Raw genomic sequence first — 14615 nt, 5'->3', positions numbered from 1 at the left:
GAAGGAGGTCCGCGCCGTGGCAGACCTTGACCGGGTTCTCGTCCTGGCCGGGGGCCTGTCCCCCGAACACGAGGTGAGCGTCCACTCCGGGCGCGGCGTCGCCGAGGCGCTGCGCAGGCTCGGCGTGGAGGTCCAGGTCGCCGACGTGGACTCCACCCTGCTGGACCGCCTCGTCCAGGACCCGCCGCAGGTGGTCTTCCCCGTCCTGCACGGGGCCGCGGGCGAGGACGGTGCCATCCGGGAGGTCCTGGAACTGGTCGGGGTGCCCTACGTGGGCGCCCGGCCGGGGGGCTGCCGACTGGCCTACTCCAAGCCCGCCGCCAAGGCGCTGCTGGCCGCCGAGGGCGTGCGGGTGCCGCGCGGCGCCGCCCTGCCCAAGTCGGCCTTCCACGACCTGGGCGCTCCGGCGCTGATGGACCGGCTCGCCGACCGGCTGGGCCTGCCGCTGTTCGTCAAGCCCGACCGGGGCGGCTCCGCGTTCGGCGCGGCGCCGGTCGGCTCGGTGCAGGAGCTGTCGGCGGCCCTGGTGTCCTGCTTCGCCTACAGCGACTCGGCCCTGGTCGAGGAGCAGGTGCAGGGCACCGAGCTGGCCGTGGGCGTCCTCGACACCGGCGACGGGCCGGTGGCGCTGCCGCCGGTGGAGATCGTGCCCGACGGCGGGGTGTACGACTACGCCGCCCGCTACACCGCCGGGCGCACCGAGTTCTTCTGCCCGGCGCGCCTGGACCCCGCCACGGTCGCCGAGGCCACCGAGGTGGCGCTGACCGCGCACCGCGTCCTGGGGCTGCGGGACCTGTCCCGCACCGACGTCATCGTGGGGACCGACGGCCGCGTCACCTTCCTGGAGACCAACGTGGCCCCGGGCCTGACCGAGACCTCCACCTTCCCGATGGGGGCCGCCGCCGCGGGGCTGGACTTCGCGGTCGCGTGCCGGGAGCTGGCCCACCAGGCGCTGCTGCGCGGCTGACCCCGCCGACGCGTCCGGGCCGGGCGCCGCCGTTCCCGGCGGCCCCGGCCCGGTCCTATTCCGGGAGCCCGAGCGCCTCTCCTGACAGCCCCGGCCACCCCTTCGAGCCGCTGGAGAGGGGACAGGGCAATCCCCGCGCCGTGGTGACGCCGTGGCCCCACCCCGTCGCGGCGGTGCCCGGGCGGCTACGTCCCCGCCTCCAGGTGGCGCCAGCGCACCGGGTCCAGGCCGAAGGCGCGACCCCGCCCGTCCCGGGACGTCCGCGGTCCCGCGGCGCCGCAGAGGCCGTCGAGGAGGAGCATCTCGTCGCCCCCGGGCTGGAACTCGTAGTCGACCCGCTCCAGCCGGGTGCGCACGCCCCGCCCCTCCAGCCACTCCCGCAGCCGGTCGAGCGCACCGTACCTCTCCCCGCTGGTGTGCAGCACCACGGGGAACAGGCGCACCTGCCACCGGGCCACGCGCACCAGTTCGAGCAGGGCGCACCGGTGGAAGTCCTCGTCGAGCCGCGCCCCGTAGGAGAACAGCAGGTGCGAGCTGAGCACCAGGTCGAAGGAGCGGTCGGCGAAGGGCAGGTCGGGCAGGGCGCCCGCGACGTAGCGCTCCGGCCGCGCCGCGAGGTCGGCGGCGAAGGCGCGCGCGGCCCGGGTCCGCAACCGCGTGTACCGCTCGGGGGAGCCGAACCACGTCCACACGAAATCCGCCGCCCCCCGCGCGACGAGGGAGTGCCGGTGCTCGGCCTCGCGCAGGGCCAGCGAGCCCAGCGCCCTCCTGTCACCGGCGTACTCGGGGTCCACGGCGACGGCGTCCGCGCCCCGCGCCCCGGCCACGAACCCCGCCGCCCCGCCGGGGCAGTCCAGGATCCGCAGCGACAGGTCCCGGTCCGAGAGCGCGAACATCGCCCGGTACTCCTCGAAGGAGCGGGAGCTGACGAACACCGGCCCCTCACCCCCGCCCGACGAAGGGCATCGCGGTCGGCAGGACGGTGAGGAACTGGACGTTGGCGTCCAGGGGCATCGACGCCATCAGCGTCAGCGACTCGGTGAACCGCTCCACCGGGATCACCGGCTCCACGGCCCTCGTCCCGTCCGCCTGGACCGCCGCGGGCTGCGGCCCCCCGTCCACCGGCGCCACGTTGCCCACGTCGATCTGCCCGCAGGCGATCCCGTACCTGCGCCCGTCCAGAGCCAGGGCGCGCGTCATCCCCAGCAGGGCGTGCTTGGCCGCGGTGTAGGCGATGGTGTACGGCCGCGGCACGTGGGCCGACGGGGCGCCGTTGTTGATGATGCGCCCACCCCGCGGCGACTGGTCCCGCATCACCCGGAAGGCCTCGCGCGAGCACAGGAAGGCTCCGGTGGCGACGGTGCCCACCACCCTGTCCCAGTCGTCCAGGGGCATGTCCTCGACCGGCCTGCGCGGCACGGCCGCGCCCGCGTTGTTGAACAGCAGGTCCACCCGGCCGAAGCGCTCGCGCACGGCCGCGAAGAGCGACGCGACCCCGTCGGGGTCCCTGATGTCGGTCGGGACGGCCGCCATCCGGTCCGCGTCCGCCCCCGCCAGGGCCAGGGTCTCCTCGAGCGCGCCCGCGCGCCGTCCGGCCACCGCGACCGACCACCCGTCCGCGAGCAGGGCCAGGGCGCCCGCCCGGCCCAGCCCGCTCCCGCCGCCGGTGACCACGGCGACCCCGCCGCCGCGCGGACGGGGGGTCACAGCACCTCCGTGCTCATCCAGGCCCTGAGCACGCGGCGGGCCCGCGGACCGGGCACGTCCACGTAGGGCGAGCGCCCGTGCATGACCCGGTTGTTGCGGATGAGCAGCAGCTCGCCCGCCTCCAGGCGCAGGCGGAAGGCGATCTCGGGGCGGTAGAGGACCTCGTCCAGGAAGCCCAGGGCCTCCCACTGCTCCTCGCTCAGGGGCGGCCCGCCCCGTTCGGGCGAGGTCCGCACCGTGCGGGGCTGGTAGTAGCAGCCCACGGAGCCGTCCTCCTGGACGAAGAGGATCGGCGAGACGACGACCTGCTGACCGGCGCGGCCGGTCCGGTCGAAGGTCCAGTCCCGCTCCAGCGTGGCGAGCACGTCGGGGCGCTCGCCCGCCACCGTCTCGCGCACCGTCCGCGCGCTGGCGAGCTTGGTGTCGCCCCCGCCGTCCACCGCGGGCTGGAGGCAGAGCAGGACGAGCACGTCGCAGGTGTCGCAGTGGAAGCCCAGCTCGGTGGCCCCGTCGCCGTCCTGGTCGCGGAGCACGTGGGTCAGGTCGCCCTTGGCGTTCTGCGGGATGACCTCGCCCAGCTCGCGCAGCACGAACCGCATGACCGCCTCGCTCACGGCGTAGGGCGCGTCGGGGGAGACCAGGCCGCGCACGTGCGCGAACCCCACCGAGCGCACGCTCTCGACGGCGAAGGCGCGGAGCCTGTCGCGCACCTCCTCGGCGCCGTCCCAGCTGTCGGCCGCCGCGGCCTCCGCAAGCAGTCGCGTGTCCTCCTTTTCCAGCGGCAGCGACCAGAGCGGGCGCCGCTCCTCCAGGACCTCGGTGTTCCATCCCAGGTCGGTCACGGTGTCATCGGACATGGGTCGTTCCCTTCGTCAGGCGGGTTCGCGGGGAGTGCCGCGAAGCGTTCAGCGGGCGGTGGCGCCGTCCTGGACGGCGACCGGGGGCAGGAAACCTGTCCGGGCCGCCCACCCCAGGGCCGCGGACCACCACCGGGGGGTGGGGGCCGCGAAGCGCACACCGGCGCGGTCGAGCAGGGACACGGTGCGCGAACCGTCGACGACGACGTTGCGCTCCTCCAGCTGCGACCACGCCGACGCCAGGCGGATCTCCGTCGGGTGGTCGGGCTCGGCCCGGGCCAGCGCCGCGGCGAACGCCTCGTCGCCGGTCAGCGCGACCGGGTAGCCGTGCCGGGCGAGCCAGGCCACGAGTTCGTCGTGGGGGACCTGGTGGGGCGACTCGACGTGGTAGGCGCCGGGCACGGCGCACGGGTGCGTGGCGATCGCCGCGATCCCCGCCGCCACCGTGTCCACGTGGGAGAAGACGAAGGAGGTCGACGGGCGCCTGGGCGCCGCCCCGGCCAGGACGTAACCGCGCACGAGCTGGTAGACCCGGTTGTCCGAGACGTTGCTCTGGAACGCCCCGGTACGGCTGTGCGCGGCGATGTGGCCGCTGCGGTGGACGTAGCACTGGCGGCCCGAGGCGGCCCAGGAGCGGACGATCTCCTCGGCCGCGAACTTGGTCCTCTCGTAGGGGGTGCGAAAGCTCTGTCCGATGCGCAGGTCGGCCTCGCTGAAGCGGCGCGCGGGCCCCTCGACGCCGCCGCACACGGCCAGGGTCGACAGGTGGTGCAGGCGCGCCCCGGGGACCTCGGCGTCGATCCAGGACACCAGGGCGCGGACCGCGGTCGCGTTGACGCGTTCGAGTTCGTCGGGCGGAGCCACCAGGCGCACGTCCGCCGCGGCGTGGACGACGGCGTGGACCCCCCTGACGCGGCGCAGCCCGTCCCCGGACAGGCCCAGGCCCTCCCGGGTGACGTCTCCGGCCACGGCGTCGACGCCGCCCGACCCGGCGCCGACCCGCCGGACGGCGTCGGCGTCGCTGTCGGCGCGCACCAGGCAGGTGACCTCCGCCCCCCGCTCCAGGAGCGCGCCGAGCAGGTGCGTGCCGAGGTAGCCGGTGGCGCCGGTGAGCAGGACCCGCGCGGGTTCGCGGAGCACCCGCACGGCCGCGCCGTGGTGGGGAGCCCCGTGGAGCATCGGCTGCCCCGAGGTCGACACCGGCGACCTGCTGTGCGCCGGGGGCTTCGCCAGGGCCTCGGCCGCGACGCGGCGGCCGAAGCCGGAGAGGACGCCCGCCGCGTCCTCGTGGGACAGGTCGGGCCAGGCGTACACCAGGTCGGCCACCAGCCTGCCCTCGACGACGCGGGCGGTGAGCCGGAGGCGCTGGAGGGGGTCGCCCCCGGAGCAGCGGGCGTTCCCGGCCTGTTCGGGGGCCACGGTCCAGCCGAGGGAGGGGTCTCCGGGCGGCCGGAACGTCCCCAGGAAGTTGAACCCCGCCTCGGGCCTGGGCCCGGGGGAGTCCATCGGCAGCTCGGGCGCCTCGCGCAGGAGGCGCCGGACCGCCCGCGCCCGCAGGGCCGGGCCGCCGTCGGCGCGGTCGAGTCCGACCCGCTTCGCGGCGGTGAACCAGCCGACGGTGTCCATGTAGGCGTGCCCCGCGTCGCTGGTGTCGCGCCCGTGCGTCTCCACCTCCACCTCCAGCCGGGCGTGCCCGCCGCGGCCCAGCACGGCGTCGGCGAAGGCCGCCAGCAGGAACGCCTCCAGGTCCTGGCCGTGCCCGTGGCGGTGCACGAGCCGGTCGGTGGCCGCCCCGTCCAGGCCCCAGACCAGGGCCGTCGGCCGTGCCCGCTCGGGCGCGGCCCCGCCCCGGGGCGGGGCCGCGGTCTCGGGAGCCTCGGGTGGGCGCGGGGTCCGGGCCGCCCACCGGTAGAAGTCGGCCGTGGGGGGCAGGCACTCCTCCTTCCCGGACAGCGCCGACCGGTAGGCGTGCGCGAGGTCGTCCAGCAGGATCCGCCAGGAGAGGCCGTCCACGGCCAGGTGGTGGGCGATCACCGCGAGCCGGTCCCCGCCGTCGGGGTGGCCGGTGAACAGGTGCGCGCGCAGCAGGAGCCCGGAGTCCGGGTCCAGACCCCGGTGCAGTTCGGTGCACGCGCCGCCGATCACCCCCGTAGCGCGGCCGGGCTCCCCGGGCAGCCGCGAGAAGGACACCGCGTGCAGGTCCCGCGCGGGACGCGGACGCCCGGGGCCGCCCGGGCCGACGGGGGTGCGCAGGGCCGGGTGCCGTTCCAGGACGGCCCCCACGGCCGCGGACAGGGCCGGGGCGTCCACGGGCGCCGCGCAGCGCAGCAGGACGGACTGGTTCCAGTGGCGCGTGTCGGCCAGGGGCTGCCGCAGCAGCCAGCGCTGGGCGGGGGCCAGCGCCCGGGCGTGCTCCGGGTGCGGTGCGCGCTCGGCCGGGTCCCCCGCGTCGGGGCGGGCGGCCGAGGCCAGGAGTTCGGGCGTGGGGTGGCGGTAGAAGTCCTCGAAGGCCACGCGCAGACCGGACCGGCGCAGGAACGCCACCGTGCGCATGGCCAGGAGGGAGTCCCCGCCGAGTTCGAGCACGTCGGCGCCCGGGCCGACGGAGGGCAGTCCGAGCGCGCCCGCCCACAGTTCGGCGATGGCGCGGACCAGCGGCCGTGCGTCCGGGTCCGGCCCGTCCGGGGCGGTGCGGCGTGCCCGCGCGTCCAGGGCCGCGTTCACGGCCTCGGCCAGGCGCGCGCGGTCGAGCTTGCCGTTGGGGCCGGTGGGGAACGCGTCCAGGGCGACCACGGGCTGGGGCACCGCGTACCCGGGCAGCCGCTCGCGCAGGTGGGCGCGCAGCGCGTCGAGCAGCTCCGCCTCCTCCCGCGCGCCGGTCGGGCGCACGGCGGCCACCAGGGCGGTCCCCGCGGGCGTCTCCCGGGCCAGCACGGCGGACAGCCCCACCCCCGGGAACCCCTCGATCACCCGCTCGACCCCCACCGGGTCCACGCGGTACCCCCGCACCTTGACCTCGCGGTCGGTGCGGCCGACGAAGACCAGGTCGCCGTCCGGGCGGCGGCGGCACACGTCGCCGGTCCGGTACACCCGCTCCCCGCCCCGGCCGACGAAGCGGCGCGCGGTCTCCTCGGGGCGACCGAAGTAGCCCGCCGTGACCCCGGGCCCGCCGATGAGGAGTTCGCCCTCGGCGCCGTCGGGGACCTCCCGCCCCTCGGCGTCCAGCAGGTGCAGCCGCGCCCCGCCGATCGGGGCGCCGATGGGGACCGTCGGCTCGTCGCCGGGCAGGTCGGCGCGTGAGCGGGCGACGAGGCAGGTGGCGCCGATGGTCGTCTCGGTCGGCCCGTAGTGGTTGACCACCCGGTGCGCGACACCGCCCTCCAGCAGGTCCGAGGCCAGCGACCGGGGCAGCGCCTCGCCCCCCAGCAGCAGGGTGTGCAGCGGCTCCTGCGCGGAGGGACGCTCCTCCACCAGTGCGGCCATGTGGGAAGGGGTCGTCTTGAGCACCGAGACCCGGGCCCGGCGCAGGGAGTCCCAGAGGGCCCGCGGGTCCCGGGCTGCGCGGTCGGGGACGACGTGCACACGGCCCCCGGTGGCCAGGGCGAGCAGCCAGGAGGTGTGGCCCAGGTCCGCCGCCAGGGTGGTCACGTGCGCGAACACCGGGGCGTCGGCGCGGGTGAGGCCGAGGCGGTCGCGCAGCGCCAGCGCGTAGTGCGCCGCGTTGGCGTGGGTGACCGTGACGGCCTTGGGCCGCCCGCTCGAACCCGAGGTGAAGGAGAGGTAGGCCGGGTCGGAGGCCGGGCCCGGGACGCGGCGGGGGGGCGGGGGCGGTCGCCGCCGGGGTCTGGGGGTCCACGACCTCGGTGTCGCGCTCACCGGGAGCACGCGTGTCCGGGTCGGCGGTGAGCGCGTGGGCGACCGCGACGTCGTCCAGACGCGCGGCGACGTCGGCGGCGCTCCACTCCGGGTCGACCACGACCGCGGCCGCGCCCGAGCGCAGGACCCCGTGCAGGAGCGCGCACAGCCGGGCGTCGCGCGGCCCGAGCAGGGCCACCCGGTCGCCGCGGCCCAGGCCCCGTGCGGCCAGGCGGGCGGCGACCCGTTCGGCGGCGGCGTCGAGGTCGCGGTAGCTGAGGGAGCGCACGCCGTCGGTCAGCGCCGTACGGAGCGGGTGCGCCCGACTCCCCTCCGTGAGCATGTCGGGCAGTGTGGGGGTGGATCGCAACACGTGCGTCATCGTCTCCGCTCCGTCTCCGCTGTCTGGTTCGCGCGGCCCCGTGGCGGGGGCGTCCGTCACCGTCGGGCCCGGGACCGGCTCCGGAGCCTCATACCGGGGTGTAGTCGGTGAAGTGCCGAGGTGAGAACAGCTCCGGCCATCCGCCCCGGTCGAGGCCGAGTTCGCGGGCGCGGGTGAGCATGTGCCGCCAGTAGGGCTTGACCGGGCGCCACCGGGCGCCGGTCTGGCAGTAGGAGGCGTCGACGAAGTAGCGGGGGCGGCGGGTCGTCCGCGGGGCGGGCCTGCGCGCGTGGAACAGCGCCGAGTTGAGCAGGACGGTCGAACCGGGCGGGAGCCGGTCGAGGACGGCCTCGCCCGGCAGCTCCGAGGTGCCCAGGTGGGCGCGGGCGGTCTTGTCCGCCTCCTCACGGTGGGACCCGGGCAGGACGGCCAGACTCCCCATGCTCTCGTCCAGGCCCGCCGGGTAGTGCAGGGCGTGCACCATGATCAGGCCCGGGTCCCCGACGTCGTTGGGCTCGTTGTCGTGGTGCCAGGGCTTGCCCCCGGTGTCCGGGTCGTGCCTGGCGCTGTGCAGGTGGTGGAAGACGAAGGGCGCCTCCAGCAGCTCCGCGATCACCTCCAGCAGCGGGCGGTGGGTGAGGAGTTCGCCGTGGGCGGGCAGCTCCAGTTCCAGGGCCGGGCGGGGGTCGCCCCCTCCGGGTCGAGGCAGGCGGCTATCGAGCGGTCGCGCAGCCCCTCGTCCACCCAGCGGTCCACCTCGGGGAGGAGCCGGTGGAGGAGGTTCTCGGGCAGGAGGCCGGGGAGGACGAGGTACCCCGACTCGGCGAAGCGCTCTCGTCGCTCGGCCGCGGACACGTCCTGGGACAACGCATGCGTCAAAGTGTCACCCGTGATTCGCGCTTCGGTGGTGGACGACTGCCGGGTCGTCGTGGGGATCGCCGTGCTGGTCCTGTTCCGGGGGTGGGAGGGCGTTCTCGTTTCCCGCCGACCGGGCGCTGGGGGAATGGCGAGGTATTTCCGCGGGAGGGCGGTGTTCCGTGGTCCGACTGCATCAATTTTGCATCCGTTCCCTTCTGTGTCAAGAAGGTCGGAAAAGAATCCCGTGGGGGATGTGCGAACACGTGCGCGCGCGAGGGTCGTGGGAGGTGTGGGGGAGTGTGTCAGCGCTGTTCACGGCGGTTTGCGGGCGCTGCTGCCCCCTGTTGTTGCTGGTGTGGAAAGCGGAGTCAAAATGTATTTTTGTCCCCTTTCTCCCTTCTGGGTCGTGAGGGAAAAGAAGAGGTGCCCGGTTCTCCGGAAAATGGGGGGAATGCGATTTTCCTCGGAGGGTGCGCCGTCATCGGACGCGTGCGCCCCCTGTGTGTTCGTCGCGGTCGGGGGCGACGGATTTCCCCGGTGATCCCTTATGCGCGAAATGCGCGGCAGGGATGGTCTTCCTGGAAGGGATCCGTATCCGAAAAGCGTGTGTCCCGGACACGGCGTCGGCCCCGCCCCGCGTCGTGCGGGAACGGGGCCGTACGTCCGATCCGGGGCCTCAGCCGTCCGGGGACTCAGTCGCCCGGGGCGTCCAGGGCCCGCTCCAGGGCGTCGCGCACGGTGGCGCCCAGCAGCTCCACCTTGTACCCGGTCGCGGGCAGCGGGGAGCACAGGTCGGCCAGTCCCTCCAGCGCCTCGACCACGCCCCCGTCCAGCGCCCGGCCCGTACGCGCGCCCACCAGGGCGGCCTCCACCTCCGGCAGCCGCAGCGGGGTGCGGGCCACCCCGCCCACGGCCACCGCCGCCGAGGTCACCGGCCCTGACCCCCCGTCCGCCAGGGCCAGGCGTACCACCGCCTCCACCAGCGGCCACTCCGCGCGCGAGCGCCCGGTGGCACGGCGGTAGGCGGACCGCTCACCCGCGGTCGGGACCGGCAGCCCGACCGACACCAGTACCCGGCCGGGCTCCAGCACGTGGTCGCGGGTCGGGTCGGCGGCGTCGTAGAGGTCGGCCACCGCCATCTCGGTCCGCCCCCCGCCCGCCACCAGCACCGACGCGTCGTGGGCCAGCAGCGCCACCGCCAGCGAGGACGGGTGCGGGGCCGCGCACGGGCCCCGGTCCACGACCACCCCGTACAGGTGGTCGCCCCCGCGCGCCGGGCAGGAGTCCCCGCCCGTCTGGAAGCAGTCGAAGGCCGGGTTGCGCAGGTACCAGCACCGGTTGCGCTGGAGCAGGTTGCCGCCCAGCGTCGCGGCGTTGCGCACCTGCGGCGTGGCCAGCGCCCGCGCCGTGGCCGCCAGCGCCGGATAGGCCGCCGCCAGCGCGGGGTCCGCGGACAGCTCGGCGACGCCGGTCAGCGCGCCCACCCGGGCCGAGCCGTCGGGGCGCCACTCCACCCCGCGCAGCTCGCGCACCCCGGTCAGGTCGACCACGGGCGCGGGCTCCAGGACCCCCGAGGCCAGGCACGCCGTCAGGTCGGTGCCCCCGGCGCGCGGACGGGCGCCCGTGCCCTCCAGCCGGGTCAGGGCCTCCTCCAGCCCCGCGGGGCGTGTGGTCGCGGTCAACGCAGTCCCTCCAGCAGTCGGTCCGGGCGGATGGGCAGGTCCAGGGGGCGCCAGCCGGTGGCGTCGTGCACGGCGTTGGCCACGGACGCGGCCACGCCCACCAGGGAGATCTCGCCCAGGCCCACCCCCGCGCCCGCGGCGTGCTCGAAGCCCTCCTGGTGGAAGTGCACCTCGGTCTCGGGGACGTCGCCCATCCCCGGGAGCCGGTAGTCCTCCAGGTTGTCGGTGAGCACCACCCCGGTGACCGGGTCGTGTCGGCGCTCCTCGAAGAGCGCGTACCCCACGCCCTGCACCACGGCGCCCTCGGCCTGGTTGCGGGCCAGCCGCTCGGCGTACACGCGGCCCACCGCCAGCCCCGCCCAGCAGCGGGTGGGGCGCACCCGGCCCAGCAGGGTGTCCACCTCCACCTCCATCACGTGCACGGCGCCGGTCATGCCCCGGCCCACGGCCAGGTCGTCCATGTTCGGGGTGAGCGCGCCCCGGCGGTCCCGGCCCCTCTCACCGACCACCCGCACCCCCTCGGCGGCGGCCAGGGCGTCCTTGAGGGCGTGCTCGGGGATGGGCCCCGAGGCGGGAACCCCCGGCTCGCGTTCGCGCAGCTCGGCGCGGAGCCGGTCGGCTGCGTCGGCGGCGGCGGGGCCCATCGAGGTGGTGGTGCGGCTGCCGAAGGAACCGGTGCCGTGCACCGAGGAGCTGTCACCGATCTCCACGCGCACGTCGGCGGCGGACATCCCCAGCCGCTCGGCGACCACCTCGCCCAGGACCGTGCGGATCCCGGTGCCGATGTCCTGGGTGGCGGAGCGCACCACCACCGCGCCGTCGCGGACCGACAACTCGACCTTCGCGCTCGGGCCCATGAGGTAGAGCCAGTTGGAGGCGGCGACGCCGACCCCGCGCCGGAACCGGCCGGTGCGGGCACCGCGCGGGCGCTCGCGCCACAGCTCCAGGGCGGCGGCCCGTTCGTACAGCGCCCGGCGCCTGTGGTTGCCGTCCCACCGGCGGCGCAGGGACAGGGGGTCCTCGCCCAGCCGGTGGGCCATCGTGTCCACGGCCTGCTCCACGGCCCAGGACATCGGGGCGCCGCCGGGGGCGCGCATGGGCGCCCCCGGCGGGCGGTGGGTGACCACGTCGAAGTCGCGGGCCCGGCGCGGCGAGCGCCCGTACATCAACAGCCCGAAGACGGCCGTGGTGGAGCCCACCGAGACGCCGCCGTCACCGTGGGAGTCCACGGTCAGCGCCGCCAGGTCCCCGGAGTCGTCGGCCAGCAGCGCCACCCGGGTGCGGGTTCCGGGGCGGTGCCCGGCGTCGGTGAGCTCCTCGGCGCGGTCGAAGGACACGCGCACCGGGGCGTGGGCCAGCCGGGACAGTTCGGTCGCGGCGACCATGTCGACCGACAGGCCGGCCTTGGCGCCGAATCCGCCGCCGACGTACTCGCTGAGCACGTGCACCCGCTCGGGCGACAGCTTCCAGCGCTCGGCGGCCTTCTGGGCGACCTTGGACACCGCCTGGGTGGACGCGCGCAGGGTCAGCGAGCCGTCGCGGTCCCAGGAGGCCACGCACACGTGGGGTTCCAGCGGGCTGTGCACCTGCACGGCGGTGGTGTACTCCTGGGCCACCAGGCGCGGATCCCGGCGTTCGGCGGCCGTGCGCAGGCGCCGCACCGCGGTCGCGCCGCGCCAGCCGACGGTGGTGGGACCGCGCGTGTTGCCGTCCCAGCGGCCCGGGAGGCCGGGGCCCTCGGCGTTGGAGGGGGCGGCCTGGCGCTCGGCGCGCGTGGGGTAGACACGCGGGGCGTCCTGCGCGCGCGCCTCCTCGACACCGAGCACGGAGGGCAGGGGTTCGTAGTCCACCCGCACGGCACGGGCGGCGGCGCGGGCCAGGGCCGCGGTGGGCGCGGCCACGGCGGCGATGGGCTGGCCGACGTAGCGCACCGTGCGCTCCTCGCCCAGCAGGTCGGTGAAGACCGGGTTCGGGTCCACGGGCTGTCCGGGCCCGGGGCGGCGGGCGGCCGCGCTCCGCGCTCCGCCGGGGTCGACGGCGCGCACCCGCGCGTGGGCGTGTGCCGAGCGCACGATCACCCCCTCCCAGGTGCCATCGGGGGCCAGGTCGGCGCTGAAGCGGGCCCGGCCGGTGACCTTGGCCAGGGCGTCCGCGCGCGGCGGCGCCTGCTCGGGTTCGGTGTCGAACTCACCCGCGCAGGCGGCGTCCACGGCGGCGAAGATCCCCTCGTAGGCGCCGCAGCGGCACAGGTGCCCGGCCAGGGCGTCGGCCACGCGGTCGCGGCCGGGGCGGACGTCGCCGTGCTCGGCGCGCCAGGAGTCGACGAAGGCGGAGGCCTCCACCACGAACCCGGGCGTGCAGTAGCCGCACTGCATCCCGTCGTGGGCGGCGAAGGCGCGCTGTACGGGGTGGTCGCCGCCCAGGCCCTCCACGGTGGTGACCTCGCGGCCCTCCAGCCGGTCGGCGGGCAGCAGGCACGAGGCGGTGGGCGCGCCCTCCACCAGGACGGTGCAGGCGCCGCAGACCCCGGTCCCGCAGGCGATCTTGGTGCCGGTCAGGCCGAGGCGGTCGCGGATGTGCTCGGCCGCCGTGGTGTCGGGGGAGTCGGGGGCGGGGGAGGAGACGCCGTTGACTCGAACATTCATGGGGTGGCTTCCCTCGATGTGAAGTTGACATTGTCAACTTAGGGGCGGCGCCGAACGCTGTCAACGAGCCACCGGGCCCCGCGCGGCCGCGACTTGCGGCCCTGGCGGCTCCGTGGCTGCTCCGGGCACGCGCGGCCCCGGCCGGTCCACGGCGAAAAAAGGGGGAGGCCGGGCCGCCCCTCGGCGGCCCGGCCTCCCCGTGGCGGATCCGGCTCAAAGCCCCAGCGCGTGCATGGAGAAGTGGAACGCGAACACGGCCGAGAGCGCCCACATCAGCCAGCCCACGTCGCGCACGCGCCCCTGGGCCGACCTGACCAGCGTGTAGGAGATGATCCCGATGCCGATCCCGCTGGCGATGTCGAAGGTGAACGGCATCATCGCGATGGTCAGGAAGGCCGGGATCGCCACGGCGACGTCCGACCAGTCGATCTCCCTGATGTGCATCATCATCATGGCGCCCACCAGCACCATCGCCACCGCCGCGGCCTGCGCCGGGACCACGCCGAACACCGGGGCCAGGAAGATCGCCGCGAGGAAGAACAGCCCCGTCACCACGCTCGCCAGACCGGTCCGGGCGCCCTCGCTCACCCCCGCCGTGGACTCCACGAACACCAGCGTCGCCGAGGAGCTGGTCAGACCCCCGGCCACGGCGCCCGCGCCGTCGGTCACCAGGATCTGGTTGACCCGGGGCATGTGCCCGTCGGCGTCGGCGATGTCGGCCTTGGTGCCGATGGCCAGGATGGTGCCCAGGGCGTCGAAGAACCCGGCCAGCACCAGGGTGAACAGGATGACGCCCGCCGTGGTCGCACCGGCCGAGGTCCAGGCGCCGAACATGTCCACCCGCAGCAGCAGGCCGAAGTCGGGGGCCGCGAACGGGTTGCCGGGCAGCTCGGGGCTGGCCCCGCCCCAGTCCCGGGCGTCCAGGCCCGCCGCGTAGTGCACGGCGATCGCCAGGACCGTCGCGCCGACGATGCCGTAGAAGATCGCGCCGGGCACCCCGCGCACCAGCAGGACGCTGGCCAGCACCAGGCCGCACACGAAGACCAGGATCGGCCATCCGTCGAGGTGGCCGCCGGCCCCGGCCGCGCCGATCTGGAGCAGGCCGCCGCCCTCCCCGGCGCTGACGAAGCCCGCGTTGTCCAGCCCGATGAGGGCCACGAACAGGCCGATGCCCACGCCGATGGCCATCTTGAGGTCGTGCGGCAGCGCGTTCATCACCGCGGTCCGCACGCCGGTCACCACCATGAGGATGATGGCCACGCCCTGCCACACGACCAGGCCCATCACCTCGGGCCAGGCCATCACGGGCGCGGCCTGGTAGGCCACGACCGCCATCACCCCCAGGGCCGCGGCGCAGGCGATCGGCGCCCGGCCGACCACCCCCATCATGATCGTGACCAGCCCGGCGGACAGGGCGGTCATGGTGGTCAGCTGGCCCGCCGACAGGACGTCGCCGTTCACGTCGGAGACGCCGCTGAGGATGATCGGGTTCAGGACGATGATGTAGGCCATCGCCATGAAGGTGGTCAGTCCGCCGCGGACCTCGCGCCCGAAGGTGGATCCGCGCTCGCTGACGAAGAAGAAGCGGTCGAGCCAGGATCGAGCCGTGGGCTTCCGCGCCCCCGTGTGCGGGCCGGAGTCCTTGAGTCGGGTCATGTCCCC

The 14615-nt window shown here is 75.8% G+C and carries 10 protein-coding genes and 1 pseudogene; 1 reads left to right on the top strand and 10 read right to left on the bottom strand.

What is annotated here, in order from left to right; genetic code table 11:
* The first annotated feature begins 16 nt into the window (after positions 1 to 16).
* Positions 17 to 967 carry a D-alanine--D-alanine ligase gene (locus tag UIS43_RS04860; RefSeq protein ID WP_019607117.1) on the top strand — a complete coding sequence of 317 codons (951 nt, stop codon included), beginning with the start codon at positions 17 to 19 and terminating at the stop codon, positions 965 to 967.
* Between the two features lie 185 nt (positions 968 to 1152).
* On the opposite strand, the gene UIS43_RS04855 is transcribed toward UIS43_RS04860, so the two are convergent.
* The 10 genes and pseudogenes from UIS43_RS04855 to UIS43_RS04810 all read right to left on the bottom strand — a co-directional run bounded on the left by UIS43_RS04855 (position 1153) and on the right by UIS43_RS04810 (position 14609).
* Positions 1153 to 1902, bottom strand: a complete 750-nt coding sequence (locus UIS43_RS04855) for a methyltransferase domain-containing protein (protein ID WP_013153264.1) — start codon at positions 1900 to 1902, stop codon at positions 1153 to 1155.
* 7 nt (positions 1903 to 1909) lie between these two features.
* Positions 1910 to 2674 carry an SDR family oxidoreductase gene (locus UIS43_RS04850; protein WP_013153263.1) on the bottom strand — a complete coding sequence of 255 codons (765 nt, stop codon included), beginning with the start codon at positions 2672 to 2674 and terminating at the stop codon, positions 1910 to 1912.
* Positions 2671 to 3531 carry a TauD/TfdA family dioxygenase gene (locus tag UIS43_RS04845; RefSeq protein WP_013153262.1) on the bottom strand — a complete coding sequence of 287 codons (861 nt, stop codon included), beginning with the start codon at positions 3529 to 3531 and terminating at the stop codon, positions 2671 to 2673. Before UIS43_RS04845 ends, UIS43_RS04850 begins: the two co-directional genes overlap by 4 nt.
* Before the next feature lie 48 nt (positions 3532 to 3579).
* A complete protein-coding gene (locus UIS43_RS04840; protein ID WP_370012586.1) occupies positions 3580 to 7407 on the bottom strand; it encodes an AMP-binding protein in 3828 nt (1275 codons plus the stop codon).
* A 61-nt stretch (positions 7408 to 7468) separates the two neighbouring features.
* Positions 7469 to 7729, bottom strand: a pseudogene (locus tag UIS43_RS04835) (AMP-binding protein); the annotation flags it as partial.
* 127 nt (positions 7730 to 7856) lie between these two features.
* A complete protein-coding gene (locus tag UIS43_RS04830) occupies positions 7857 to 8384 on the bottom strand; it encodes a phytanoyl-CoA dioxygenase family protein (protein ID WP_370012584.1) in 528 nt (175 codons plus the stop codon).
* Positions 8381 to 8647, bottom strand: a complete 267-nt coding sequence (locus tag UIS43_RS04825) for a hypothetical protein (protein ID WP_370012582.1) — start codon at positions 8645 to 8647, stop codon at positions 8381 to 8383. Before UIS43_RS04825 ends, UIS43_RS04830 begins: the two co-directional genes overlap by 4 nt.
* A gap of 671 nt (positions 8648 to 9318) precedes the next feature.
* Entirely contained in the window at positions 9319 to 10308 is a 990-nt protein-coding gene (locus UIS43_RS04820; RefSeq protein WP_013153259.1) for a xanthine dehydrogenase family protein subunit M, read from the bottom strand.
* On the bottom strand, positions 10305 to 12953 hold the full coding sequence (locus tag UIS43_RS04815) for a molybdopterin-dependent oxidoreductase (protein WP_117199219.1): 2649 nt from the start codon (positions 12951 to 12953) through the stop codon (positions 10305 to 10307). Before UIS43_RS04815 ends, UIS43_RS04820 begins: the two co-directional genes overlap by 4 nt.
* Positions 12954 to 13166: 213 nt before the next feature.
* Positions 13167 to 14609, bottom strand: coding sequence for an NCS2 family permease (locus tag UIS43_RS04810; RefSeq protein ID WP_071622142.1), 1443 nt, complete (start codon positions 14607 to 14609; stop codon positions 13167 to 13169).
* Positions 14610 to 14615: the final 6 nt, after the last annotated feature.

The organism is Nocardiopsis sp. LDBS0036 (assembly GCF_041228755.1).
GTDB classification, from domain to species: Bacteria; Actinomycetota; Actinomycetes; order Streptosporangiales; family Streptosporangiaceae; genus Nocardiopsis; species Nocardiopsis dassonvillei.
This window is presented reverse-complemented; position numbering and strand designations above follow the sequence as displayed.